Genomic DNA, 26,526 nt, shown 5'->3' on the forward strand with positions numbered 1-26,526 from the left:
GAAAGGAAGAAGCTTTTAACAGCATAAACAGCACTAATAGCTGCTTATGCTGTTGAAAGCTCTGATAATTATTGTAAGAATATTTTTCTGGAAAGGCCTTTGTCAGATCGTACAATGTACAGCCCTTTGCCAGGGATAGCTACTTCGCTACCTTTACCAACTAATGCACCAGTCAGGTTGTAAACCGAAAGGTTGCCTTTGTTATTTGTAGCAACAAATACATTATTTTCTATTTCAAAGAAGGGCTCGTTGCCGGCAAGCTCAGCCTTTAAAGAAGTTACGGCAGGTCCGGTGGCAGTCATCGATAGGCCAAATACTTTTATACGTTGGCCTCTGCCTTCATTATTGAGCCAGGGAATAATTCTAACCATAACCGGTTGTGTTTGCGAAAGTGTTGCCAACAAGTTGAACCCCTGATCATCACCATTAGCTACAAACCTATAGGTTCTTCCGCCTTGTTGCTCCAATGTTTTTGTAGTATAGCCTTCCCAGGTAACACCGCCATCAGTTGAAACTTCTATCCCGAAAACGATAGTCCTATTGGGATTATTGGGAAGAGTACTTAAGTCACTACCTGCCTGGATTGTCAGACTTTTAATATCAGTTACCGGCAGACTTGTAAGTGAGCCAAACACAATTGCCGGATCATTTGGATTTGCTACGTAGCCAGCCCAGTTTGTATTTTCTCTTAATTGTAAATACCCGGTTGGTACATCTGCATCAGGGGTGCCCTTACCATTGCAGTCGGGCGCCATGATAGAAACATTTTTAAATGTCCAGCCCCCGGAACTGCCGTTTTCGTTATGGATAGATCCGCTATGCTCTGTAACATTTTGATCTGTACCGGCCCCACACCCTTTATGAATTACACCATCTTTCTCTACACCAGTCAGAAAATAACCCTGTGACTGAGGCGGAATCTCTTTAGGATTAAGCGTATAGGTTCTTTCTTGTGTCTGCGCAAAAACACCCGTGGTGCTGAATGCTATGAGCAGGGTAGCAAATAGTTTTTTCGTAGTTCTCATCTTCATAATAAAACACATTTATAGTTAAGAATTAGTAAATACTTATACGTTATAGGTATGGGTGTAGGACACTTGTTATTAACCAATATCCTACACCCTTTGTTTAACTTAATTATTGTAGTGGATCAAATCCATCACCGCCCGTCCAGCCGATTGTTTGCTTAATCTTTGGATCTTTTTCCAAATTTGTAAGTGGTACAAAATAGAAGTTATAAAGAGGCTGCTTGTAATCTATATCCCTCGTATCAAGTGTTACAGGCTCAGTTCTGAAATAAAGCAGGTGATTACTATCATCATTCCAGTTTGTGTTGTCACGAATATTGGTTTCGAAATGCGTTTTGGCTCTGGTCCGCATTGCAGCCAAGAGTTGTTCTTCAGTCATTTTCCCTTCCGATACCTTTTTTTGTTCATCTTCTGTTGGCTGAATATTGGCAACTTCAATAACTTTATCCAGATCCAGGATAGTCTGTAAACCAGTTCTCCTGGTTCCATTTAATTTCTCTGCAAATAAATTTCGACGACGTAAATCCCAATGTCTTTTATTTTCAAATGCCAGTTCAACTTGTCTTTCGCGCATAATAACATCACGCATCGCCTCCTTCGACATACTCGGCTCTAAACCGAAGTTTCCATCCCCTTCCGTTATTCCGGCTCTTTTCCGGATTGCTTTTAGCTCTGTATAAGCTTCATCGGTGGCGCCCACTTCATTTGCAGCTTCTGCCAGGTTCAGCAACACTTCCGCATAGCGCAGTTCTATCCAGTCAGTCCATGTTCTGTTCAATTCTGTTGGAGGAACGGCAGGATTAATCATCTTTTTCAGGAAAAATCCGGTTGTTGTATTCTGTGTGAGCTCCTGATTATTAGGTTGACCATTGGATGCGATATACGTCCACTGCCTTCTCTGTGCCGGGTTTGTATATATAGTACCACCTGGCAACGGATACATCATACTATTATAAGCCACTGTAGCATTCAGTCTAGGATCGCGGTTTTTCCAGTATAATCTTTCATTATAATCTGGATGCCCCTGAATAGGCTTTCCATCTTTCATCGGGAATGCCTGCACAAATTCCCAGGTAGGATTACCCGAGGATGTTGTACGGGGAGACTTAACACTGGCCGGACGCACACTACGCTCATACCCATGTGATATTCGTGTATTATCGAAAACAGTTACAATGATGGCTTCTTTATTTGCTTCGTCAATAAATATCCGGTCGAAATTTGTATGTAGCCCATGACCAGCTGCCAATGCCAGTTCTTTTGCCTGCTTATTCGCTTCATATGCTACCGTCCAGCGTTCTGCTAAATTATTTGGATTAAACTGAGGGCTTGCATAATAAAGCAGTATACGTCCTTTAAGGCCTGCAGCAGCTGCTTTTGTAAACCGTCCGAAATCAGTAGCAGGCCAGGTAGGAGGCAACTTTTCGATAGCTTCATCTAAATCCCGTACTATCAACCCGATACTGGTGGCAGCATTAGAACGTTCCATAAATAATCCTTCTCCCATATTAGGATCCTGTACGTCCATTACCATTGGCACTCCCCCGTAAAGCTTCACCAGTTCCCAGTATATCCAGGCTCTCATCATCAGTGCCTGCCCTTTGATTACATTTTTTTGATCTTCAGGAATTGACCCTTTATCAATCTCTGCAAGTAAAATATTTATTCTTCGTATATGGCTATAAACATCAACCCCCCAAGTACCATATGCTGAACTAGCGGTTAACATACCATACATCATATTGTCTACCCCGGAACCAGTCGATTCATCAGATAAACCAGAATTTGCATTTCCTTGGAAGCCTGGTAAAGTTCTGCTATACAAGTTATTTAAATATAATCTTGCTAAATCTGAGTTTTGCCAAACGTCCTCATTATCCACAGCATCCAATTCCCTTTTTTCTATCACTTCCTCACAGGAAGCAAAAAAACAGAGCAGGAAAAGATATATTATTAACTTTTTCATATATAAATATTAATATAAGACTAAAAGGTTACGTTTAAGCCAAAATTTGAGGTTGTAACCATAGGATATTCGTATGCCCTTGCCACACTCGGATCTTTATGATCGAAAGGGTTTATTACTGTCCATATGTTTGTTCCGGCATAGAATACCTTAAACTGTGGCAACTTCCACCTTTGAGTCAGCTTACTCGGCAATTCGTATGATACGTTAATATTGTTCAGTCTCAAGGTATGGCCATCGCGCATCCAGAAAGTTGATATCTGATCTGCCATACCATAATTAAATGGTCTTGGCATAGAGGCATTCGGATTATCCGGTGTCCAGTAATCGTTCCAGAACGAGAACACATTGGTATTCGAGGTTGGCAGTACCATCTCGTCTTTCTGAATAAATACTTTATGTCCAAATGCACCGCTAAAAGTAGCACTGGCCCTCAGGTTCTTCCATGAAGCTCCAAGTGTAAAGCCGTAAGCATATGCAGGGCTGGTTCTTTCTGCGATAATCGTTCTATCCCACTGATTGATTTCGCCGTCAGGACCTTCGGAATAGTTTTCTCCTCTGATATCCTTGTAATAGATCATACCCATTTCTACAGGTACACCATCGATTGTGGAATACATACCTAATACACGATCCAAGTCTTCCTGAGTTCTGATAATACCTAAGGCGATCATACCAGGCTGGTTGCTCGGGTCATTCAGAAGCTGATCGTCCCAGCGGCCGATTACGGCTGGGTTCTGCGGTATTTTGGTCGGACGACCGTAGTTCCAGGAAATGTTACCACCAACATTGTAACTAAAGTCATTTCCTATGTTATTGTTATGCCCTAGACTTAATTCAAAACCTTTAGAAAAAGCAGCACCATAGTTCTGCTGCGGAGGCTTTGGAGCTCCTAAAGTTGTTGGGTTAACACTGTTAACAGGCATCAGTATATCAAAGCTGTTACGGTAGAAAGCGTCGAATCCTACGGTAATTTTATTATTAAGCACTCTGGCATCCAGACCTACGTTATACATGTCGTTCTTCTGCCAGGTAACGGTTGGATAAAATATACCTTCATTTTTCACGTCAATGGCACCGGTTAAGTTTGGCGTAGTACCTGTTCCGAACAACGGACCTGTTATATTAGCACCATAGCTCTGCTTCCACATAAACCCTCTTCCAGGTTCTGTACCTGTACGGCCATAAGACGCACGTATTTTCAAGAAATTAATGAAGTTAATATTATCCCTGAAGAAATTTTCTTCAGTAATGATCCAACCAGCTGATACATTTGGAAAAGCTCCCCATGCAAAATCAGGGTGAAACTTCTGCGAAGCTTCGTACCGGAATGCTGTTTCCAGCAGGTATTTTCCTTTATAATTGTAATTCAAGCGGCCGATATAAGATAATCGTCCTGTTTCGGCGGCATTTCCGCCGGTTACGATGCCTGCATCATTAAAGGCCCAGAACTGATCATAGCCCTTAATGTTTGCAGTTTTTTTCGTTGTGTGATAGTTTCGGTTTTCATCCTCCCTTTGTTCGTAAACAAAGAGGGCGTCAATCTGATGAGCACCAAAGGTACGGTTGTACGTCAGGGAAGTATTCAGCTGGTAGAATTTTGAATAATCCATACTCTCCCGCATACTTTCATCATTTTCCTGACGACGTTCCGGGTTAGAAGCAAACTCATTAGCATACAAGTGACTAGCTCCACCAGCTCTTCTCAGGGCATAAGCAATCACATCCTGACCATATCGCTTTCCTCTTGTATTTGCATCATTATATGAGAAAAACGCCCTTGCTTTCAAACCTTTTATAAATGGAACTTTGTAATCGAATGCACCTGAAAGATTTGTATTACTGGAGGTACTGTTATTATAGCTATCAGCTTCCAGCAAGGCATAGGGATTATAACCACCGTCTACAGCTGTAGGCAAACCATCAACCACCGGAGGAGCCCATCTTGGAGCTGTCAGCAATCTTGTATAAAGACCTTTTAGAGTAGGATCACCAGCAAAGTAGGGTTCGTTACGAGTACCACGATTAGTACTTACTCCAAGTGTGAAAGTAATATCTTTCGTTATATCTGCTTCAATGTTAGTTCTAAGGGAATAACGACTATACTTCAGTCGCTCTATATTTCCTGTTTCAGAATAATATGCCCCCCCTACAAAATACCGGATATTATCGCTTCCTCCACTCACATTCAGCGTATGACGCATCGTCATTCCATTCTTGTATAATCCGTCCAGCCAATTATAGTCAAGCGTATCCATCGCAGCAATTTCATCCTCAGAAAAATACTTAAACCTAATTAGGGGGGAATTTTTGTATCTGTTAAACACATCCTCAGGCACATAATACTTACGCCCCTCATGGTCTAATATCTCATTAAGCATAAGCGCATGCTCCCTGGCGCTTAGCATTTCAGGAAATTGCGTAGCCTGAGCAACACCAAGTGATGTACTATAACTAACCTTTGGCTTTCCTTTACCGCCTCTTTTGGTTTTCACCAGCACAACACCGCCACCGGCCCGGGCGCCATAAACAGCCGCCGCACCATCTTTAAGAATTGAAATACTCTCAACTTCCGAAGCATCGAGCAGGTTAAATTGTTCAACACCATTATCCTCGTAAATAACACCGTCTATCACATAAGTAACAATATCGGGATTGGGAGCCTTATCTGTTGGACGCCGAATTGTAAGTGGGGTAGGCACACCTGGCCTGCCAGAGTTTTGTGTAGCAACACGAACCCCCGCCATACGACCAATGATTGCCTCCGACAGGTTCGCCACCGGCAGGTCTTCAATTTCTTTCGCTTGCAACGTTTCCACAGCACCTGTCAGGTTAGCACGTTTCTGCTCGCCGTAACCAACCACCACCACTTCTTCCAAAGCAGCAGCACCTGCTTTTAATGAAACATTGACTACGCTGCGCGTCCCAACTTTTTGTTCCTGGTCCTGGTAGCCAATATACTTAAACACTAAAACTGCATCTTCATTAGGCACAGTCAAGGAATAATTACCTTCAACATCCGATACAGCACCCTGACTGGTACCTTTCACCAGGATATTCACACCCGGCAACGATTCTCCAGTTGCCTCGTCTTTCACCTGCCCTTTTACTGTAATAGGTTTCGGCGCCTGTTGCAACGGACCGCCTTTCTTATCTTTCAGTAAGATCGGGCTCTCCTGATTTTTTGCGTACACTTTTACCGAAGAAGCATCGGCTAACTGTTGTGCGTAACCATAGCTACACGGCAGCATGAAGCCCAGTGCCACCAGCCATTTTGAATTGAATAGAAAACGCTTCATATAGAGATTAGATAATTTACTTTCAAGCTTTACTAAAAGGCAATCCATGTTGGCGATTACTCTTAATAAAGGAACCCCGGTTACGCAATAAACAAAACCGCTCACTAACATTTGTTGCTCACACACAGAGGATTACCCCTGCCCTTTCTGATAATCAGCCGCTAAACGATTAAGCTGTAAAGCCGTGAACAAGCATTAGTTACATTCAAAAATAAATAAAATTTTTATATATAAAAACTTTATTCGCAATTATTTTAACTAAGGCATTTAACAAGCGTAACGGAAACATGCCAATACAACCTATATTTGCCAAATCTTTCCAGGGCAGCAACTCTTTTCCCGGTTCAAAACCTCTGCTGTGTTTGCTAAAAAAATTACACAACCAGTACCCATCGCAGGACTACATCAGGAATTGGGAGAGGAGAGCTTGTTATATAAAACCCCTATCTAATTTTCAACTCCAACAGCTACATATGATCAGGCAGCTTCAAGGCTAATTAAACTACAAACCGGCCGGAAAAATAATTCCAGAACTATGGGAATATCCAACCAGGCCCGGAAGGTGCAACGCAGCTGCTGCTCATAAATATCCAGAAGCGCAAAGATGACTCCCTGCACAAAATGGGAGCAGGTCTGCGCGTGTCGTTTTATGGGAAAGCTGTTTTTAGCAACAGCACAGGCTATACCAGGATCAGTATTACAAACACATTCTTTGCTAACAGCAGCAGCGGCTGCCTGTAATGAAAAGAGATAAAATATAACCACTGCACTGGACGCATCTCGAATTTTTGTCCTATCTTAGCCGGGAAACAGGCTCGTTAACCTCCTCTGGTTACAGGAACCTGGAATTTGTACATATCATTATTACCTTAATTCTCACACAACATGACAGAGAAAGCTGTCAAGTACCAGGCACCGGCGCTGGAGAAGGGACTTGACATTATCGAGTACCTGGCCCTGAAGGCTATCCCCCTTTCCCAGACTGAAATAGCAATTGGCATTAACAGAAATCCTAACGAAATCTTCCGTATGCTTGTGTCGCTCGAGGCACGGGGGTACATAAACCGCGAAGAGATTTCCGGGAAATACAAACTTTCGCTGAAGCTCTACAACCTGTCGCACCGCCACTCGCCTGTCGACGAGATACGGGCGGCAGCGCAGTACCCAATGTACGAACTGGCCGGAAAACTAAAGCAGTCCTGCCACCTGAGCGTGCTCTACCACAACCAGCTGATGGTAATCCACCAGTCCAAAAGCCCGAGTCCGATTGCGCTGTCGGTGGAGGAAGGAAGCCTTTTCCCGCTGATGCTCACAGCTTCGGGAAGAGTTTTACTCGCTTATATGAGTGATGAGGAGCGGGAAAATACGCTCAGGTCCATTGACCTTTATAAGAGCTACACCAAACCGCAGCAGCAAAAGTTCCTGCAACAGCTCGACCACATAAGGGATGCCGGAAGACACGTCGAGTCCAGCGACCTGTCGCGGGGCGTGACGGACATTGTAATGCCTATCGGAAACGCCGAAACCGGTGTGGTAGCTGCCCTGGCCGTATCTATCCTGACAACGGAATATAACGAGAACCTGTCGCTGGAGGAAACAAATAAAATGGTGCAGGAGTGTGTTGAAAAGATAACGAAACGTATTGGCCTTGTGTAGTAGCTAACGATGCTGCTTTTCCAGGTGCAGAGGCTGTGGTGGCTGTAGCAGCAGAATAATTTGCAGCTGCAGTGGCTATGGTGGCAGCTGCAGTAATATTTTCACTATAAAAAACCCGGCAGGTTTCTGAACCTGCCGGGTTTTTACATTTTGTAGGGCTGCTACTACTTTGTCACGATGGTAACTTCTGCGGGTTTCATGCCTGCGGCTGTTGCTTTCAGCTTAATAGTGCCCGGCTTGTTTTCTGATTTTATGATAACCTGGCATCTCCCCTGCCACGCCTTGCGGTGCGGGTCGGTAAAACTTTCCAGGCTTTTCGGGTTCGCGTTGCCTACGCCTTCAATCACACCAGGTCCCTCGATTTCGAATTTCACGTGGTCCTCTGCCTTCGGATGACGCACGCCATTGGCGTCTACCAGTTCTACGGTAATGTAGCTCAGGTCGTGGTTGTCAGCTTTTATTTCGTTTCTGTCGACGGTGAGTTTCAGTTGCGTTGGCTCTGCTGCCGTTTGCAGCACGGAAGCAACCGCCTCTTCGCCATTGGCATAGGCAACTGCTTTCAGCTCGCCCGGCTGGTAGGGCACCTGCCACACGGCGGTAAACCGGGTGTCGCGGGTGGTGGGTTTGCGGCCCAGCGATTTGCCGTTGAAGAACAGCTCTACTTCGTCGCAGGAGGAGAATACGTTTACTTCGAGCGGCTTGCCTTCGTAGCCTTTCCAGTTCCAGTCGGCTACCAAATCATGCCACTTCCAGTTGCTCCAGGTTTCCGGGTTCGGGTTGGTTTCCGGGAACGAAGGGGTAGGCGGCTTTACGAACACCGATACATTCTGACCATTTTTCCAGAGGGCATCGCGGTAGTAGGACTGCGGACGCTTCCAGCCACAAATGTCGATGTCGCCTACGAAAGCCAGGTTCCACGGGTAAAAGTTTTTGTTCTGCTTGTAGCCCAGCCACCCGATGCTGGCCTCGCCAATGTGGTCGTAGGCCGTCCAGACGAAGTCGCCGATTACCCAAGGGTAATCCAGCACATCCATCCAGTAATCAAAGGCTTCGATGGTAAATGACTCGGCGGCATACACTACCCGGTTTGGCGTGCGCTCATGCTCGGACACATATTTGTCGCGGGCGTAGTTGTAGCCTATCACATCGAGCACCTTCATAAATTCTTCTTTATCCGGCCCTACGCCATTTACACCGTTCGTTACCGGGCGGGTTGGGTCGAGCTGGCGGATGTGGTCGGCCAGCATTTTGCCCACAGCGGCTACTTCCGGCTTGTGGCGGTTCGGGATTTCGTTGCCCGTGCTCCACATGATAATAGACGGGTGGTTGCGGTCGCGCTGCACCATCATCTCCACATCCTTCTGCCACCACTCGTTGAAGTACACGTTGTAGTCGTCTTTGTTCTTCTTCTCGTTCCAGGTATCGAAGGCCTCGTCAATCACGAGCATACCCAGGCGGTCGCAGGCGTCGAGGAAGCCGGTAGAAGGCGGGTTGTGGGCGCAGCGGATGGCGTTGTAGCCGCTGGCTTTCAGGATTTCTACGCGGCGTTCATCGGCACGCTCGTAGGCTTTGGCTCCCAATGGTCCGTTATCATGGTGCACACAGCCGCCCTTAAGCAGCATTGGCTTGCCGTTGAGTTGGAAACCGGTTTTGGCATCGAACGAAAGGGTGCGGATGCCAAACTTGGTTTCGGTGCGGTCGGTTAGTTTGCGGCCTACATATACTTCTGATACTGCCGTGTATTGTGTGGGCGACTCGGTAGACCACAACTCCGGTGAGGCCACCTTAATATTCTGGTTGAATTCATAAGGAGCACCGGCTGCAACGGTTTCGTTGCTTTCTGTTTTAGCTTTTTCGGCTCCGTTGGCATCGAGGATGCGGGTAACCAGCCGTACTTTCGCTTTTCTGCCTGTGTTGTTGGCAACTTTTGTTCTGGCGTTTACAGTAGCAGCAGCTGAGGTAACTTCAGGCGTCGTAATATAGGTGCCCCATTGCGCCACATGCACCGGCTCGAGGGTCTTGAGCCACACGTGACGGTAGATGCCGGAACCAGTGTACCAGCGGCTGTTGCGGCCTTCGTTCTTTACCTCCACGGCCAGCACGTTCTGCTGCCCCGGTTTTACTTTGTCGGTGATATCGTACCAGAACTCGCTGTAGCCATAAGGATAATTGCCCAAATGCTGCCCGTTGAGCCAGACATCGGAGTTCATATATACACCGTCGAACTGCACCACCAGGCGCTTGCCTTTGGCAGCTGCCGGCACGGTAAAGGTTTTGCGGTACCAGCCGGTGCCACCCACTGTAAAGCCAATACTTACCCCGTTGATTGCCTCCGGGTCGAAAGGAGAATCGGTACCGGGAATGTCTTCGATGCTCCAGTCGTGCGGCAGGTTTACTTTGCGCCACTGCGCATCGTTAAAGCTTACCTGCTCTGCCCCCTGCACATCGCCCCGGTGGAAGCGCCAGCCGGCATCAAATAACTGCTTTCGCTCTGTTTCCTTTTGTTGTGCCTGCAGGCAGAAGGAGATGAGGAAGCAGCAGGCAAAGAGTAGTTGTTTCATGTATGATTTGTTGTGTGTTGTCTGAATTTGGATTCGTCAGATTGATGGATTTACAGGATTATTTTACGATGCTGGCATCAGACACTCGCAGGAGCTTAGCACACTGCGAGGTCACTCCTGCTGCGGCTCTCCGGATATATCAATTCTGCTCTTTCAGACGTCCAAGTCCGAAAGGTTTCTGTTGGGGACATCTTTGTCCCCGTACCGTTACATGCGGACACAGATGTCCGCAGCAGATGTAGTTCAGGACACAGATGTCCTGAACAGCAGAAACAGCGTGACTTTTGTGTGCTTTGATCATGCAAATCCTTAAATCCGGTAAATCCTGATTCAGACACAAAGTATTTTATTTATTTCGTGTTTCAGAAGCTGTGCCAGAATTAAACTGCAGCCTGCTTTTTCCCAAATCTTTCGAAGTGGCCACGGCAATACCGCGTTGCTCTTTTTTGTTTACCGCGTTGTAGAAGTGGTATACCACGCCATCATGTTTCACGACGAACGATTTGTGCGCATATAATTCATCATACGGTTCTGATGATTCTATCAGGTTCTCGCCATTCCAGTCGGTCCAGTTTATCAGGTCATAGGAGCATGCGAAGCGGTTGAAAGCACCTTTCCGGTCTTCCCAGAAGGCACCGAAGTAAAACATCACCCACACATCATCCATCTTCTGCACAACACCATCGCCGGTAATACCTACCCGGTGGTGCACTACCGGGTCTTTCTGGAAGCGCTTCCAGGTCACCATGTCATCCGACACGGCCATACCGATGCGCTCGTACCAACGGGTGGGTTTATTATTTTCCAGGGAATCGCCCACGGCGTTGTAGTACATCACGAATGGATAGCCGGTGGTTTTATTTTTATCCCAGATAACGCTGCTTTTGAAGAGCTTATGCCGGTTTTCCCACCAGCGTACATCCGCGTCGTAGGGTGTGAGCACCGGTTTTGGCAGGCGCGTCCACTGATGCGGCACCGAAGGGTCTTTTTCGGTATAGGCAATGCCTATCGAAAGAGGCTCCACCTCGTAGCCTGTGGAATTGCCGCCGAAGTAGCTCATCCAGTATTTGTCGTCGTACTTTTGCAGTTTATAGCTGCCACCCCACTTATGCTCCTGCAGCGCATTGTAGCCCGCCTTCTGAAAGGCATCCCACTCCGTGGAATCTTTGCCAAAGCCCATGATTTTACCTTTGTGCTTCCAGTTGAGCAAATCGTCACTTTCAGCCAGCCAGGTTTCGTAGCCTTTTCCATCGAATACAATGTAGGTCATGTACCACATGTTTCCTTTCCGGAACACCGTTGGGCAGTCCATTTTTTTGGAGTCGTCCGGCGGCGTCAGGACCAGGCCGTACTTGTAAGGGGTTTTTACTTCTTCGTACACTTTCTGCATCACCTCCTGCGGCACGACTTTCTTCGCGGTTTGTGCACAGGACGTTACTGTACTGAGTAACGCGAGAAGCAGGAGGATGCTTAAGCTTTGTATTTTCATTTGGGTAATATTTTTTTCTGCTATTATATCTCACTTCATACCGCAAGTTTAGCGCCAGCGCAACTTGTGGTTACTCATAGCGCCAGTTTGTAACTGGCGTTCATTCCACGATGCTTTAGCTGCGCCAGTTACAAACTGGCTGTCATAACTAACCACCAGTTACCGCTACGCTCAAACTGGCGGTATTCAAGTTTGTCTCTCCTATAGCTCCTTCTTATCCTGCACCACAAACTTATAAGTACCGGAGCCAACTTTTAGTTGTGCGCGCCCTTCTTTATGGCCCAGTTGCTGCAGGTCTTTGTTGCCGGCTACCGGTTTGCCGCCTTCGAATAACTGCGCTTTTTCAGAGGCAGGCAGATGAATGGTAGCGGTGGTGTTGGCTGGAATCGCCACGTTCAGTTCAAAGGTTTCGCCGTTCTTATTCCAGTCGGTGCTGATGGTGCCGTAGGGCGAGTCGTAGCTTACGTTGGAGGAAGTTACATTACCCACGGGCTCCGGACGAATGTCTATTTCATTGAAGGCTACTGAGTTCTCGGCAGGACGGATGCCACCTAAGCCGCTATAGAACCATTCCATCAGGTGGCCCAGCATCAGGTGGTTGTTCGAAACAGTCGGAAGCGCGGCCCAGGATTCGGTGAGGGCGGTAGCGCCTTGCTCCAGCTGGTAACCGTAGCCCGGTACGTCGGTGCGGCTGTTCATGTCGTAGATGACGTCGGAGCGGTTTTCGTTTTCCAGTACCCGCAGCACATAACGGTAACCGATGTCGCCTGCTGTCAGGGCGTTGTTGCGGCTTCGGATATCTTTTATCAGGTTCTCCACCACGGCATCCTTGTACTGCGGCTCCACCAGGTTCATGTACACAGCCATGGCATTGGCCGCCTGGCTGCCGGTGGCGTATTGCTTCGTTTCCTTGTTGAAGAATTTCTTGTTGAAAGCTTCTTTTACTTCGGCAGCCAGCTTATCATATTTTCTGGCGTCTTCCGGTTTGCCCAGCATAGTGGCTATTTTGCTGATGATGTTCAGGTCGTAGTAGTAAATGGCGGTGCCGGTTACGCCCATCGGCGTGAGCTGCGACACGCCCGGCCGTTCGGGACCAAGGTCGTACCAGTCGCCGAGGCCCTGCGACAGGATGTGGCCTTCGGCCTGGTTAGCCAGGTAGTCGAGGTAGCGCTGCATCATGGGATAGCTGTCGGCAAGAATCTGTTTGTCGCCGTACCACTGGTACATGTACCAGGGCATGATGATGCCGTTGCTGCCCCACTCCGGTGAGTCGCGGAACATGGTGCCGCCCCAGGTGAATATTACGTATTCCGGAGATGTTTCAGGAATAAGGCCTTCCGTCGTCTGCGCCATTTGCATGTCTTTGGCTACTTTCCTGCACAGGCTGGCAATGTCGTAGTTGTAACGGAGGGAGCTGCCCATCAGGTGCACCTGCTCCAGCCAGCCCAGTTTCTCGCGGTGCGGACAGTCGGTGAACACGCTCACTGTGTTGCTGCGGATAGCCCAGTCAATCAGGCGGTCCGTCTTGTTGAATAGGTCGTTGGAAGTAGTAAACTGCCCTACCCGCTCCGCTGCGTTGCGGATGTGCAGACCTTTCAGGCTCGCCACCACCGGCAGGTTCTGCGGGTTTGCCTCGCCTTCCGGAGTGCCACCCTCTACGCGCACATAGCGGAAGCCGTAGTAGGTAAAGCGAGGATGCCAGGCTTCGGTGCCCTCTCCTTTCAGGGTGTACTCGTAGTAATAGGGACTGCCGGTATGCTTTTGCGTCACGTCGCCCTCGGCATCTAAGAGTTCGCCTGGGGTTATTTTTACTTTAGCGCCTTTTTTTCCTTTTACCGAAATTCCCACGATGCCCGATGCATTCTGCCCCAGGTCGTATACCCACACCCCTGGCTTTGGCTGCGTGATTTTTACAGGCGTAAAGTTCTCATGAATTTTCACCGGCGTTGCCAGCTGCGCTTCCAGTTTCTTCGGGCCGGTGGTCAGGATAACGGGCTTCCAGGTGTTGTTTTCTTTAAAGCCCGGCGTGTTCCAACCTGGTTGTTCCAGTGTGGCATCGTAATCTTCGCCGCCGTAGATGCTCGAGAAGACGATGGGACCGGGCGCCGTTCTCCAGGAGTTGTCGCTGATGATGTTTTCTGTTTTCCCGTCCTGGTACTCGAGCACGAGGCGGCAAATCATTTTCGGGTAACCAAACGAAGTCGTCAGTTTGCGGTAGCGCTCGCGGGGGATGTGGTAGAAGCCGTTGCCCAGCATCACGCCTACGGCATTATTGCCCTGCTTCAGCTGCTCCGTTACATCAAACGTCACGTACAGGGCGTGCTCGTCGTAATTGGTCCAGCCCGGGTCGAGGAAATGGTCGCCCACTTTGTTGCCGTTCAGGCTCATTTCGAAATGGCCCAGCCCGGTGATAAACATGGTCGCCCGCTTTACCGGCGCCTTCACGTTGAATTCCTTTCGTATGAGCGGGAGCACGTTTTTGCCGGGGCCTTTGTCGTTATGCCGGTTATTATCGACTGCCGGTACAATGCGGTGCGATTCGGGCAACTCTTCGAAGCCAATCCAGCGTGCGCCTTTCCAGTCCTGCTCCGTTGGCAGGCCCATTTGCCATTTGGCAGGTTCGCTCCAGCCAGAGATGTTGCCTTTGTTGTCCCAGACCATCACTTTCCAGAAGTAGGTTTTGGTCGGCTCCAGTTTTTTTCCGCCGTAGGGCACCTGGATAGATTGGGAAGAAGTTACTTTTTTGCTGTCCCACACATTGCCTTTGTTCTTCTTTAGCGCCTCCGGGGTGTCTGCTACCAAGATACGGTAAGCCTTCTGCGTGACGCCCCGCTGCTTGGAGTTGAGTACCCACCGTAGACGCGGTGCGGCAGCTTCTACTCCCAACGGATTTTCCCGGTACTCACATTCCAGGTCTGCCACCTGCAGCGCTTTTTCTTTCTGCGAAAAGGCCTGAAAGGAAATGCAAAACAGCAAAAGGAAGAAGAAAAAATATCGGCTCATGGTATGTATTTACAAGATAATGAACGGCTTAACTAGCATTCGTTAAAAAGTCAAAGCGACGGAGGCATCAAGTAGCCAGTCATCAAATTTATGAAAAACCAGCGAATGTGCCTGTTCCGGTTCCTGAAGCTCTCGTTCAGGCAGATTTCACCAAGCAAAGGCTTTCAATATCAAATATAAAGATTTTATTTATATATAAACAAATTATCCCCCGCTAAACTTCCTACTGCACAGGAGCAGTGGGTATGGAGGCTGGTGCAGTAACGCTTTTCTTTTGGAATGCCTTTTTCGCCCAGCGTTGTAGATGTAGCAAGAATGGGGCCTGTTTTGGATTGTTTGTTTGAAGGACAGGTCGGGACCCAATGCTGTAAACACAAAGAAAAAACTTATACCGCCAGTTTGAGCGCAGCGGTAACTGGTGGTTAACATTAGTGCCAGTTTGTAACTGGCGTACATGCACGACAATTATAAATGCCAGTTACAAACTGGCCTCATGAAATACCACCAGTTACCGCTGCGCTCAAACTGGCGGTATAAAAGTAAAAACCTGCTCTTCCGGACATCTTCTGTCCGGAAGCCACTCTGCTGCGGACGTCCGCGTCCGCGTGGGTAATTTTTTGGTAAAGACACACGGGGACGTGGACGTCCCCGGCAGAAATCTTTCGGACAAAAGATGTCCGAAAGAGCAATAGCGAAACAACAATTAAACAGGAGCAGTGGCTGTGGAGGAAGGTGCAGCAAAGCTTTCGGACGACTTCAAAATAAAAACCCCAGCTGCCGTTACGACTGCCGGGGTTTTTGCTGTTTCAAAAAGACCTATTACTTCAAGCCAACTTTTTTACCTGTCGTGGCGGAGTCGTAAAACTTTACCTTCTTCGCCTGCTGGCTCATGTTTTCGGCCTTGCCTTTGGCTGGGGTCAGGAAGAAGCTGTACTGGTACGGTTTGGCTTTTAGCTGGTACTTCTCCATAGGCTGGCCTACCTCCGACCAGGAGTCGTTGCCGCCTACGCCCATCTGCTCCAGGTCGATGTTCACGGTTACGAAACCGGCATCTTTCAGGTCGTAGGTGTGTTTGGCGACGTCGATATTGTCTTCGGTGTAGGGCCAGGCGCTCATGCTCAGCAGGCTGTCGGCCACAATCAGCAGTCCTTCGTCTTTTTTGTTAGCCAGGAACATCCAGCGTACGTCGGTGCGGTTGCCGTTTTCCTGTGGCACGACGTAGGGCTCTATGAACTCCATAATTGGCTGCGAATAAATGGCTGCGTCGAAGCCGTAGCGCTTGTCTACGTAATTCTCCTGGGGGCCTCTGCCGTACCAGTTTACCTGGTCGTACTCCCGGGCGATGCCGCACTGCATGCCCACTTTCGGCATATTCGGCAGTTCAGCAGTTGGTGTAAACGCATAATCTACTTTTACCACGCCGTCACCTGCCAGGGTATATACCACCTGCACCGTGGCTTTCTCATCCATGACGGTGTACTGGCTGCTTACCCGCACCAGGCCGGACGGCGTTTTGTCGGCAGATACGCTGCGGAACTTCGGCTCGGCTTTATTCCACTCCGGCACCTTCGTGTTTTTCCAGACGTTCTTGTCGTTTTGCGTTACCGGACGGTTAAAGTTCGGCAGCAGCGGACTGAAAATCTGTTCTTTGTTTTTCCAGCGGTAGGAGCTCAGGGCACCGTTTGCCTTGTCGATGGTCACGGAAAAATCTTTGCCGTTCACCACAAAGGCTTTGTCAGTTTCGTTTACCGTTAAGGCTCCGGAAATTTTGCGGCTGTTTGTTACCTCTGGAAGCCCTGTCAGGTTGAACTGGTTAGAGGCAATTTCGTGCCCTTTTGGTGCCCAGATTTCATCATGTGCCAGCGTGAAATGAATATCGGCAAGCAACTCCACACCGGCTTTGCGCTTCGGCAGGTAAGACGAGATGTTCAGTACCGTGTCTTTTCCGGCGGCCAGGTTAAGGCGCGGCAGCTTTTTCGTCTCCACCACTTTTCCGTCTTCGCGCACCACCAGCGTTACGTCATAGCCGCCCAGCGATTTAACAGCGTGGCGGTTCTGTAGCCTTATCAAACCTTTTGCTGCATCTGCCACCACAGCCTCTGCTGGCTGGAAAACGCGCTTGCACTCGTACATGGCCGCTCTTGGCCTGCCGTCGGGCGCGGCAATGCCGTTGAGGCAGAAGCTGCCGTTGTGCAGTTTCTCACCGAAGTCACCGCCATAGGCATAGAACTCTTCGCCGCTTTCGTTCTTCTTCAGGAGTCCCTGGTCCTTGAAATCCCAGATACAGCCGCCAATCATGCGTTTGGTGCTCCGGAAGGCATCCCAGAACTCCTTGATGTTGCCGGTGGAGTTGCCCATCGAGTGGGAGTATTCCACAAAGATTATCGGTCGGTTGTCGCCAGGCTGGTTTGCCAGCAGGTCTACCGTAAATACGCCCGGGTAGAAACGGCTCACCATGTCCACATACTGCGGGTCAGTTGGGTTCTGGATGCGGTGGGAGTGGTCGTTGGTAGCGAGGTAGCGCGGATCCCCCAGTTCGATGTAGCCTTCTACACGGTGATTACCTTGTGCCGGCTCGTAGTGCACCGGACGGGTAATGTCGAAATCGTGAATCCATTCGGCCATAGCAGCGTGGTTGGGTCCGCGGCCGGCTTCGTTGCCCAGGCTCCAGATAATGATGCTCGGGTGGTTTTTGTCGCGCATCACCATGCGGGTAGTCCGCTCCATGAACGCATGCGTCCAGGTAGGGTCGTTGCTGAGTTTGCCGCCCAGGCCGTGTGTTTCGTGGTTGGCTTCGTCCATTACCAGGATGCCGTACTCGTCGCAGAGGTCATAGAAGTAGGGGTCGTTTGGGTAATGGCTGGTGCGAATGGTGTTGAAGTTGAACTGCTTTATCGTCTTCACATCCTCCAGGATATCTTCGCGGGTTAAGGCCTTGCCCCTGGTCGGGTGATGGTCGTGGCGGTTGACGCCGTAGAGGTACGTTTCTTTCCCGTTGATGAGCAGTTTGCTGTTGTCTTTGGAGAACTCGATGCTGCGGAAACCGACACGGCAGCTTTTGGCTTCGAGCACGTTTCCTTTTTCATCCTCCAGCGAGAGCACGAGCGTGTACAGGTTCGGCGCTTCGTCGCTCCATTTCAGCGGATTCTTTACCGTAGTCTCCAGCAGCCCGAACTTCACGTTGTCGAGGCGCGGGTAGATTTCGTTTACAATTTCTTCGGCGGTTCTTTCCAGCGGCTTTTCGAACACCGGCTGGTTGGCTTTGTTGTAGAGCTGCGCCTTTACTTTATAGCCTTCTACCTCTTTGCCCGTGTAGTTATCCAGGCGCGGACGAATGCTGATTACGGCATCTTTATAGTCCTTATCCAGCTTCGCCTGCCAGTGGAAATCGGCAATACGCAGCTTCGGCTCTGCCAGCAGCAGCACCTCCCGCTGAATGCCGCTCATGCGCCAGTGGTCCTGGTCCTCGAGGTAAGCGCCATCGCTCCACCGGATTACCTGCACCGACACAATGTTCTCGCCCGGCTGCAGGTAAGGCGTGATGTTGAACTCCGAAGGCAGGCAGCTGTCTTCGCCATAGCCCAGGAACTTGCCGTTCAGCCACACTTTAAAGCCGGAGCTCACACCCCCGAAATGCAGCGTTACGTTCATGTCTTTCCAGTCAGCGGGTACCGTAAAGGTGCGCTGGTAGGAGCCAACGGCGTTATAATCTTTCGGCACGCGTGGCGGGTCTATCGGGCGGAAGGGGTACACGGCACTCTTGTAAATCGGAATGTCGTAGCCTTTCATTTCCCAGTTGGAAGGCACTTCAATCTTTTTCCAGCCACTCACCCGGCCTTTGTAGAAGTCCTGTGGCGCATCGGCTGGTTTTAAAGCAAAGAAGAAATCCCAGTCCCCGTTCAGCGATTTCATGCGTGCTGTCTTGCTGCGGTCGTTGGTGAGCGCATCTGTAACAGTTGCAAAGGAGTAAGCTGTTGCTCTTGCCGGGTCGCGGTTGATGCTGGTGACCAGCTGGTTTTCCCAGGGCTCCGCATTGTAGATTCCCGGAACGGGTGGAATGGCGGCTGGTAGCCCGTCAACGGTTTGCGCCTGAACAGCTTGTGTAAAGAATACACCGGCTATTAGTGACGCTAATTTAAATAAGCTTAGTTTCTTCATATGATATTTCCTGCTTCCGCTGGTGCGGATTTGCAGCTTGTACTTTTTTATATTCTCTGTGGTGCAGGGCCCTGACTTTATTTCAACGTGGTTTTCCTGTTGCAGGACTGCTATTCTGGTGGCATCAAGGGGCTTGTTAAATCCAAATTTTTCCGTTGCGTTTCAGCGCTTGGTAATGTTGCTGCCAACTTGCAGCAGGGCACCCGCAAGGGGTGCCCCTACTGTGCTCGGCTCAAATTCTGCATAGGCAGCAGCGCTTCGGTTTTATATTTTATCAGAATCCCTTTTCAATTCGATTGCATAAAATCGCCCCCGTACGGGCACCCCTTGCGGGTGCCCCACCACGCTCTCACCTAACTATCATGCTCCACGGCCCAAACCAAATACTTTTTCCCGCAGCCCCCCTATCACACTAATACCCAAACGCCATCGCACCACCATCCACACAAAAATCCTGCCCGGTGATGTAAGAGGCGGCAGGCGAGGCCAGGAAGCAAATTATGGATGCCAGCTCATTCGGGTGCCCGAAACGGTGCAAAGGCATCCGGTTCAGAATTTTTGCTTTCCGGTCTGCGTCCATTACCTGGGTACTCATTTCGGAAGGAAACCAGCCTGGCGACACGGTATTTACCAGGATGTTCTCCTGGCTCCACTCCACGGCCAGTCCGCGTGTAATGCCCTGCACGGCGGCTTTGCTGGCGCTGTAGGGTACCACTTCCGAAAAGCCCAGGTGCGAGGCCATCGAACCGATGTTGATAATCCGCCCGATATGCGCCGACTTTTTCAGGTAAGGGAAAGCATGCTTGCAGCAGTTGAAAAGGCCTGTCACATTCACTTCCTGTATCTCTTCCCACTCCTGCGTTGTCAGTTCTTCGGCGCGTTTGCGTTTCGTGATGCCGGCGTTGTTTACCAACACATCAATGCCTCCTTCTTCGCCTATCTGAGTGAATACCCGCTGTATGTCTGCTTCGTCAGCCACATCCAGTTTAGCAAACACGATGCTGTCAGGCACTTCGCCTTTATAGTCTACCTTCACCTCTCCGGAACGGCTCAAGGCAAATACCTTCGCGCCACACTGTGCCAGCATAATGGCCTGGTGCAGCCCGAGGCCACTGGAAGCGCCTGTTACTATCACACGCAGCCCTTCTAGTGAGAAAAGCTCTTTTATTTTATCCATTTCTGAAATTTAGGCTACCGTTTTTACCAAATCGGAACTACCCGCATCATGCGCAGAGTTTTTGTCCCCTCCCAATCAAGTCCGGGACCTGCGGCTTTGAAGCTAATCTTGTAGGGGAAAAATTCCTGCTTCAAGTTTTCAACTTGGAGCTTTTTATATTGAAAGCTTTCAGCTTTCATGGCTGAACCTACCTGATTTCATACCCTCGCAAGTTGAAAACTTGCTGGAATGATAGCTCCAAGTTGAAAACTTGAAGCAGTTCTTTGCTTTCTTAGGAGCAAAGGCAATGGTCGCAGCTGCAGACAATTTTTTCCCTTCGCTGGTGCGAGCTTGTAGCTCGTACTTACATACCACCCGGAAGTACTTGATTCCAAGCCTAGTCAAATCGTCTGTGTAACGAAGGTACGAGCTACAAGCTCGCACCAGCACAAACGATTTACTTTGCTATTTTTATATCTCCGTCAAACCGCTATCCTTAAACCCGAAACCCCAGCCCGGACGGTCGTGCGGGGTGGCGAAGCCGTCTACTATCTGCAGCGGGTGGTCTATCAGCGGGTCTATCCAGTCGAAGGACTCGGCTCCGGCGCCATTCGGGATGGTGCAGAGCAGCGGGATGTCGTAATCTTTGTAGTAGTGCGGCAGCACCGGGATGTTAAAGCTTCCGGCCAGGGCGGCACTGTTGCGCCAGGCTTCTACCCCACCTAAACGCAGGATGTCCGGTTGCCAGATGTCGATGGCGTTTCGTACCAGCAGCTCGCGTAGCGGCACCGTGGAATACTCACGCTCTCCCATTGCCAGTGAAATACCGGCCTGGTTCCGCAGCAGCTGGTAGCCCTGGAAATCCGAATGGTCGATGGGTTCTTCAAACCAGTGGATGTTCAGTTCCCGGGCTGCCCGCGCCAGCGCAAGCGCTGCCGGTACCTGCATACCCTGGTTGGCGTCCATCATGATGTTGATATCGTTCCCGACGGCTTCCCGCACCAGGCGCAGGCGCTCCAGGTCTTCTTTCCAGTCGGGTTTGCCTACTTTTATTTTGACTGCCTGAAAGCCCCTGCTTTTGTAGTTGCTTACTTCGGCAATCAGTTCTTCTACTGAATAGGAAATCCAGCCGCCGCTTCCGTAAATGGGCACTTTGGTGCGCGATGCGCCCAGCACCTTCCAGACCGGCTGCCCGAGGGTTTTGCACCAGGCGTCCCACATGGCAATGTTGTAGGCGGCCTGCGCCCACCGGTTGATGCCTTCCAGCCCGAAGTACTCGTTGGCGGCGTTTATTTTTTCAAATACCTTCACCGTATCGTACACCTGCTCTCCGCATACCTGCTCCCCTACATCTTTCAGGGCGCCCGCTATAGCGGCAGGACTGTACTGGAAACTGAGCAGGTAAGACTCCCCCACCACACCGCTCTCCAGCTGGAGGCGCAGCACGATAAACGAGATTTCAGTTAAGGTATGCGTGGCGTCGGCAATTGGCTTTTCCAGCTTCGCTTTGGCTGAATAAATAGAGAAGCTTTTGATGGTATGCATAGTTCTTTTCTGTTACTGCCTTAGCTCTTATAGGAAACCACGTACTCCTTACCCTTCTCAATCGTCATTTCGTACTCGTTGTTTCCTTTCGAAATAATTTTAGCGCCTTTCACTTTTGGTTTCGATTTGCTCTTGAAACGCAGGGTACCGGTGCCCTCGTCTGCTTTCACTTTTATCTGGTTTGTGCTGCAGTACACTTTAATATCTCCGTTTGGTGTTGGCACGGTGCCTTCCATCCACTTCAGCCCGCCCAGTACCGGCACTACCTCATAGGTATTGTAACCTGCACTCAGCGGCTTCACGCCCAGGTAATATTTGCCCAACAGGTAAATCGGGCTGGCGCCCCAGGCGTGGCTCAGGCTCTTGCCAAACTCACGGCCATACATGGCATAGTGCTCTGCTCCTTTTTCGTTCGGGTCATACTTTTCCCAGAAAGATGTCGCTCCCAAATCGAGCATGCCGCCCCAGTAATCTTTCATTTCCTTCAGCACGTAGTCCTGCTCACCCATGGCGCAAAGTGCCTCCAGCTCATAGAAACGCATGTACGGCGTGGTAATTTTTTGCACCTTATCGTTGAGCAACACGTTTTGTTTTACCGCCTGCTTCTGCTTTTCGGTGAAGTAGTCGAAGAAGATGGCAAACATGTTGGAGTAGCGGGTAACATTGTCCGTCTGCTTGCCTTCAACCCGGCTGTGCACCAATGCCTGCTTCTCATCGCTCCAGTAGATGTCGAACAGTTTTTTCTTCATCTCGGCAGCCAGTTTATTGTAGCGGGCTGCTCCCTGCTGGTCACCGGCAATCTCGGCACTCAGCGCCATGGTTTCGAGGCTTCGGGCCAGAAGCAGCTGCTCGAAGCTTACCTCGCCCTGCTTGCTCAAGCCATCGGCCCAGTCGATAAACACCCAGTCACCGGCCAGACCTTCCATCAGGCCGTCTTTGTTGCGGCGGTCCAGGCTGAACTCTATCAGCGACTGCATGCGTGGGTAGAACTGCTGGATAAAGGTCTTATCGCCTGTGTACAGGTAGTAGTCGTAGATGCCCATGAACCAGTAGAAGGTGTAGTCCATGATGGTGTTGATGTGGCTCGTTACCGGGTCTTTGCCACGAAGCGCCAGCAGCGTGCGGGTTACCGAAGGCGAGTCGAAGGCCAGGTAGTAGTTCATCAGGTAGCTCTGGTAGGCATCGCCTGACCAAATCCAGCGGTCGCGCTTGATGCCGTCGATAAAAAACTCGCGGGTGGTCAGCTCCATGGTGTAGGCCGACACGTCCCAGATTTTATTCATCTGCTCATCGTTGCAACGGAACGTACCCCGCTCGGCCACCGGCAGGTACTCGTACAGCATCGACACATCGGCAATGGTGATGCCTGGCTCGTACTGGATGTTCACGTAGCGGAACGCGCGGGAACCCTCCAGCACCAGGTCCTTTGCCTGCGGCTGGTTAATATCCAAGTGGTCCAGCGTTTCGGTTGTTTCCGGCGACATCGCCTCTTCCAGCGACTCTCCATAGTAAAGCGATACTTTGCCTGTTCCTTTCAGTCCGTGCAGCTTTACAAAGCCAAATGTCTCTTTTCCGAAATCCACCACCAGCGATTGTGGCTTACGGTCGATTTTAGCAGCCTGCATCGGTTTGGTTGGCAACCTGAACTGGGATGGCGGTATCTGCGGATTGGTGAAGTTCCAGAAGCCAGCCTGCAGCCACTCTGTGCCCGACTGGTCTGATACCATGCCGGAGGCGTCTATCCATTCTTTGTCCTCGTAGGTAACTTTCCAGGAAGAGTCGGAAACGATGGTATTGCCTTTCACATACAGGGCCGGCACATGGGCCTGGTTGTAAATCTTGATGTTCAGCTTATGCTTACCGGCAGGAATGGTCACCTTTTTTGGCGTGCCGTTTATCATCTTGCTGTCAATTTTCACATTATACTGCCCTTCCGTGAATATTTCCACTTCTTCGGGCTGCTTCAGGTCGAATACTTTATGAAAATCTACCAGCACATAGTGGTTGTCCATGCGCCAGAACGGCGGGAAAAAGGTGCCGCGCTCGGTGCGCCTGTTCTGCATCTGGTTGGCCAGCCAGATTTCGTAATCGCCGGGATACCAAATCCAGGTGGCCTGCTGCTTTTGTTGCTGTTGCTGTGCCTGAACAGGTTGCATCGAAAAGGCAGTCAGGAACAAACACATCATAAGTACTACTCTTGTAATCATGGTAGCTGATAGGTTCATAAGAGTTGAATAGCGTGCGTTAGGTTATAATGAAAAGGTACGAGCTACAAGCTCGCACCAGCAAAATAATCAATTTAAGACTACGACTGAAAAACTGACTTCAAATACCTGGTATTGGCACCGAAATTACCTTTTACATCGCGTGGGTTGTTGGCATCGCGCGAACGTTCGATAACGAGCCAGCCGCGCCAGCCCATCTTGTCCAGCGTCTGCTTTACCTTCGGCATGTCGAGGCGGGTGTTGTGCTGCAGCCATACGCCATCTTCGTCGGTGGCGTGAATCATGCAGATGCGGTCTTTGCCCAAAATGCGAAGCTCTTCGTGCAGGTCGCGCCCGGCTTTCAGCGGGTTCGAAAAGTTAAAATATATTTTTATTCCCGGAGAACCAACATCTTTCAGCAGCTGCTTATCGCCTGCTGCATCCAGGGCTGTTTCGATGCCTATCACCACGCCTGCTTCTTCAGCCATTTTGCCTACGACCTTCAGGCGCTCCACGATGGCGGGGCGCAGGTGCGGGTACTGTATCAGGTCGCCTTTGACGCCCAGCGGCAGGAAACCTACTTTCACGTTCATCTGCTTCATCTGCTCGATGCAGTCGCCTACCATTTGCTTGTAGGTGGGCCGCTCGGCAAACGACTGGGCATAAAAACCTGACATGGAAAGTGAGCAAATTTCCAGCCCCAGTTCCTGTGCCTTGTCCAGGAACTGCTTCCGCTGCTCCGGATCTGCCAGTTTGCTGTCGAAGGTGTCGCGGTTGCCTAAGCCACCCATGTCTACTTCCAGGCCGTCGGCTCCGATTTCTTTTGCCAGGTCGAAGGCGCTTAGCTTTTGCCGCTTCAGAATCATCAGGTCCACAACGGCAATCTTGTAGCGTTCTCCATCGGCAGCCGCAACTTTAGAAGAAGAAGCGCAGGAAATAAGATTAGGTGCAACAAGTAAACCTGCCGCCAGGGTAGCAGCGTTTCCGAGGAAAGAACGGCGACTGAAACCTGAAATTTCGCTCTTTGCAGCTGCCTCCATTGCCTTACCTGTCATGTCTTTTTTCTTATCGTACATCGTCTCTTTTTAAACGTGGTGAATTAGCTTTCCTGGTCCTGCACTTCGCCCGCTACCGGGTTGCCGCCTGGCCACTCGCCATTCTTGATTTTCTTTGTCTTCATTTTGGATGGGTCTACCACGACATGCTTGATGCGCTGCCGGCGCCAGGTATAAATGAAGTGCAGCAGTCCATCTGAGGTCTGGATAACAGCAGGATAAGAGTACTGGCTGATAGGAGAATTCTCCAGCACCAGCGCCGCCTTCCACTTCTTACCATCTTCCGAAACGGCTACATTAAGGGGAGTGCGTGGACCTTTGGCTAAGTCGCCCGGAGGTAGTACATGGTTGTACACCAGCACATGTTTACCGTTCGCCATCGTCACGGCGTCGGTTCCGGAGTTGTTGTTTGGTAAACCTGTTTTCTTTAAAGGCGACCAGGTGCGGCCGTTGTCGGTAGACCACGATTCTACCAAAGCTCTGTGCTTGCTGCGGGCAATAATCTGCAGTTTGCCGTTGCCGTGCTTAAGGATGCTTGGCTGAATCGCGTTTAAATCTTCTGAACCTTTGTCCAGCGGACCGATTTTATACCAGGTTTTCCCGAAATCAGGTGTTACCTCGAAATGCACTTTCCAGCCGTCGCCTTCGGTACTGGAGGCGCAGAACAGCTCTCCGTTAATCAGCTCCGGCTTGTTTTTCACCGGACCCACATAGCCTTCGGGCAGCATTTTGGCAGCTGACCAGGTTTTACCGCCGTCTTTAGAGCTTTTCATCCAGCCCTGCCAGGTAGAAGGGCTTGGTCCGATTTTGTAGAACAGCAATAAATCGCCGCCATTCGGTACCTGGTACAGCACGGGGTTCCACGTGGGCAGGCGGCTGCCGTCTTCCTGGTTGCCATTGGCTACCTCTACCGGGGCTGTCCATTTGTTGTTTTCCTGGCGGCACACCCAGATGCCTACATCCGGATGCCGCTCTTTTGTACCCCCGAAAAAGGATGCGACCAGTCCGGTAGGCGTCTCGGCGATGGTGGCGGAGTGGCAAGATGGAAACGGTGCTTTGTCGTACAGGAATTCCTCTACCAGAATGCCTTTCTTCCACTTCTGCGTTAGGTCCGTTTCCTGGGCCTGCGTATAGCCGATGCTCCCACAAAACAGGAGAGCCACTGCTACCAAAATTTTTTTCATGTTGAATGCTATAGTTTTTATTCTCTTCAAATCGGATGTTCGCAACAGGTGCGCTTAAGCGAGGTCATTTTTATTTACTGCACCTGCCACCATTGCCTCTGCACCTCCAAAACCCGGTAGGTTTTTAAAACATTGTTGTCCGAAACCTTAGCCAGAAAGAATAAGCTGGTCGAGTAGTTTAGGATTTCCTTTGCAAAGAATTACAATATCTCTGATAATATC

Annotated in this window: 15 protein-coding genes; 2 read left to right on the forward strand and 13 right to left on the reverse strand. The window is 49.9% G+C overall.

What is annotated here, in order from left to right; all coding sequences use genetic code 11:
• Positions 1-68 precede the first annotated feature (68 nt).
• From DCW36_RS08735 to DCW36_RS08745, 3 genes are all read right to left on the reverse strand, one after another.
• Complete coding sequence (locus DCW36_RS08735; protein WP_125185442.1) at positions 69-1,031, reverse strand: hypothetical protein; 963 nt, start codon at positions 1,029-1,031, stop codon at positions 69-71.
• Positions 1,032-1,137: 106 nt separating this feature from the next.
• Positions 1,138-2,994 (reverse strand): RagB/SusD family nutrient uptake outer membrane protein, encoded by a 1,857-nt coding sequence (locus DCW36_RS08740; RefSeq protein ID WP_114782935.1) that lies wholly within the window; start codon positions 2,992-2,994, stop codon positions 1,138-1,140.
• 20 nt (positions 2,995-3,014) lie between these two features.
• Positions 3,015-6,293, reverse strand: a complete 3,279-nt coding sequence (locus tag DCW36_RS08745; protein ID WP_164891078.1) for a SusC/RagA family TonB-linked outer membrane protein — start codon at positions 6,291-6,293, stop codon at positions 3,015-3,017.
• An 885-nt stretch (positions 6,294-7,178) separates the two neighbouring features.
• Between DCW36_RS08745 and DCW36_RS08750 the strand changes: the two genes are divergently transcribed.
• Positions 7,179-7,949 (forward strand): IclR family transcriptional regulator, encoded by a 771-nt coding sequence (locus DCW36_RS08750; protein ID WP_114782937.1) that lies wholly within the window; start codon positions 7,179-7,181, stop codon positions 7,947-7,949.
• Positions 7,950-8,113: 164 nt separating this feature from the next.
• Here the strand turns inward: DCW36_RS08750 and DCW36_RS08755 are convergent, their stop codons facing one another.
• The 3 genes from DCW36_RS08755 to DCW36_RS08765 all read right to left on the reverse strand — a co-directional run bounded on the left by DCW36_RS08755 (position 8,114) and on the right by DCW36_RS08765 (position 15,002).
• Entirely contained in the window at positions 8,114-10,510 is a 2,397-nt protein-coding gene (locus DCW36_RS08755; RefSeq protein ID WP_114782938.1) for a glycoside hydrolase family 2 TIM barrel-domain containing protein, read from the reverse strand.
• 346 nt (positions 10,511-10,856) lie between these two features.
• Positions 10,857-11,999, reverse strand: coding sequence for a glycoside hydrolase family protein (locus DCW36_RS08760; RefSeq protein ID WP_114782939.1), 1,143 nt, complete (start codon positions 11,997-11,999; stop codon positions 10,857-10,859).
• Between the two features lie 201 nt (positions 12,000-12,200).
• Positions 12,201-15,002, reverse strand: a complete 2,802-nt coding sequence (locus tag DCW36_RS08765) for a family 78 glycoside hydrolase catalytic domain (RefSeq protein ID WP_114782940.1) — start codon at positions 15,000-15,002, stop codon at positions 12,201-12,203.
• A 454-nt stretch (positions 15,003-15,456) separates the two neighbouring features.
• Between DCW36_RS08765 and DCW36_RS22540 the strand changes: the two genes are divergently transcribed.
• On the forward strand, positions 15,457-15,615 hold the full coding sequence (locus DCW36_RS22540; RefSeq protein WP_164891079.1) for a hypothetical protein: 159 nt from the start codon (positions 15,457-15,459) through the stop codon (positions 15,613-15,615).
• A gap of 206 nt (positions 15,616-15,821) precedes the next feature.
• On the opposite strand, the gene DCW36_RS08770 is transcribed toward DCW36_RS22540, so the two are convergent.
• From DCW36_RS08770 to DCW36_RS08795, 7 genes are all read right to left on the reverse strand, one after another.
• A complete protein-coding gene (locus DCW36_RS08770; RefSeq protein ID WP_114782941.1) occupies positions 15,822-19,160 on the reverse strand; it encodes a glycoside hydrolase family 2 TIM barrel-domain containing protein in 3,339 nt (1,112 codons plus the stop codon).
• A gap of 412 nt (positions 19,161-19,572) precedes the next feature.
• Positions 19,573-20,337, reverse strand: a complete 765-nt coding sequence (locus DCW36_RS08775; protein ID WP_114782942.1) for an SDR family NAD(P)-dependent oxidoreductase — start codon at positions 20,335-20,337, stop codon at positions 19,573-19,575.
• A gap of 23 nt (positions 20,338-20,360) precedes the next feature.
• Positions 20,361-20,516 (reverse strand): hypothetical protein, encoded by a 156-nt coding sequence (locus DCW36_RS22545; protein WP_164891080.1) that lies wholly within the window; start codon positions 20,514-20,516, stop codon positions 20,361-20,363.
• A 271-nt stretch (positions 20,517-20,787) separates the two neighbouring features.
• The gene (locus DCW36_RS08780) at positions 20,788-21,861 is read right to left on the reverse strand and encodes a mandelate racemase/muconate lactonizing enzyme family protein (RefSeq protein WP_114782943.1); all 1,074 of its coding nucleotides are present in this window, start codon (positions 21,859-21,861) and stop codon (positions 20,788-20,790) included.
• A gap of 20 nt (positions 21,862-21,881) precedes the next feature.
• Positions 21,882-24,086, reverse strand: a complete 2,205-nt coding sequence (locus DCW36_RS08785; RefSeq protein WP_240676103.1) for an alpha-L-rhamnosidase-related protein — start codon at positions 24,084-24,086, stop codon at positions 21,882-21,884.
• 80 nt (positions 24,087-24,166) lie between these two features.
• Positions 24,167-25,141 carry a sugar phosphate isomerase/epimerase family protein gene (locus DCW36_RS08790; protein WP_240676104.1) on the reverse strand — a complete coding sequence of 325 codons (975 nt, stop codon included), beginning with the start codon at positions 25,139-25,141 and terminating at the stop codon, positions 24,167-24,169.
• Positions 25,142-25,164: 23 nt separating this feature from the next.
• Positions 25,165-26,304 (reverse strand): sialidase family protein, encoded by a 1,140-nt coding sequence (locus tag DCW36_RS08795; RefSeq protein WP_114782945.1) that lies wholly within the window; start codon positions 26,302-26,304, stop codon positions 25,165-25,167.
• Positions 26,305-26,526 lie beyond the last annotated feature (222 nt).

The sequence above is a fragment of the Botryobacter ruber genome (genome assembly GCF_003347595.2).
GTDB classification, from domain to species: domain Bacteria; phylum Bacteroidota; class Bacteroidia; order Cytophagales; family Hymenobacteraceae; genus Pontibacter; species Pontibacter ruber_A.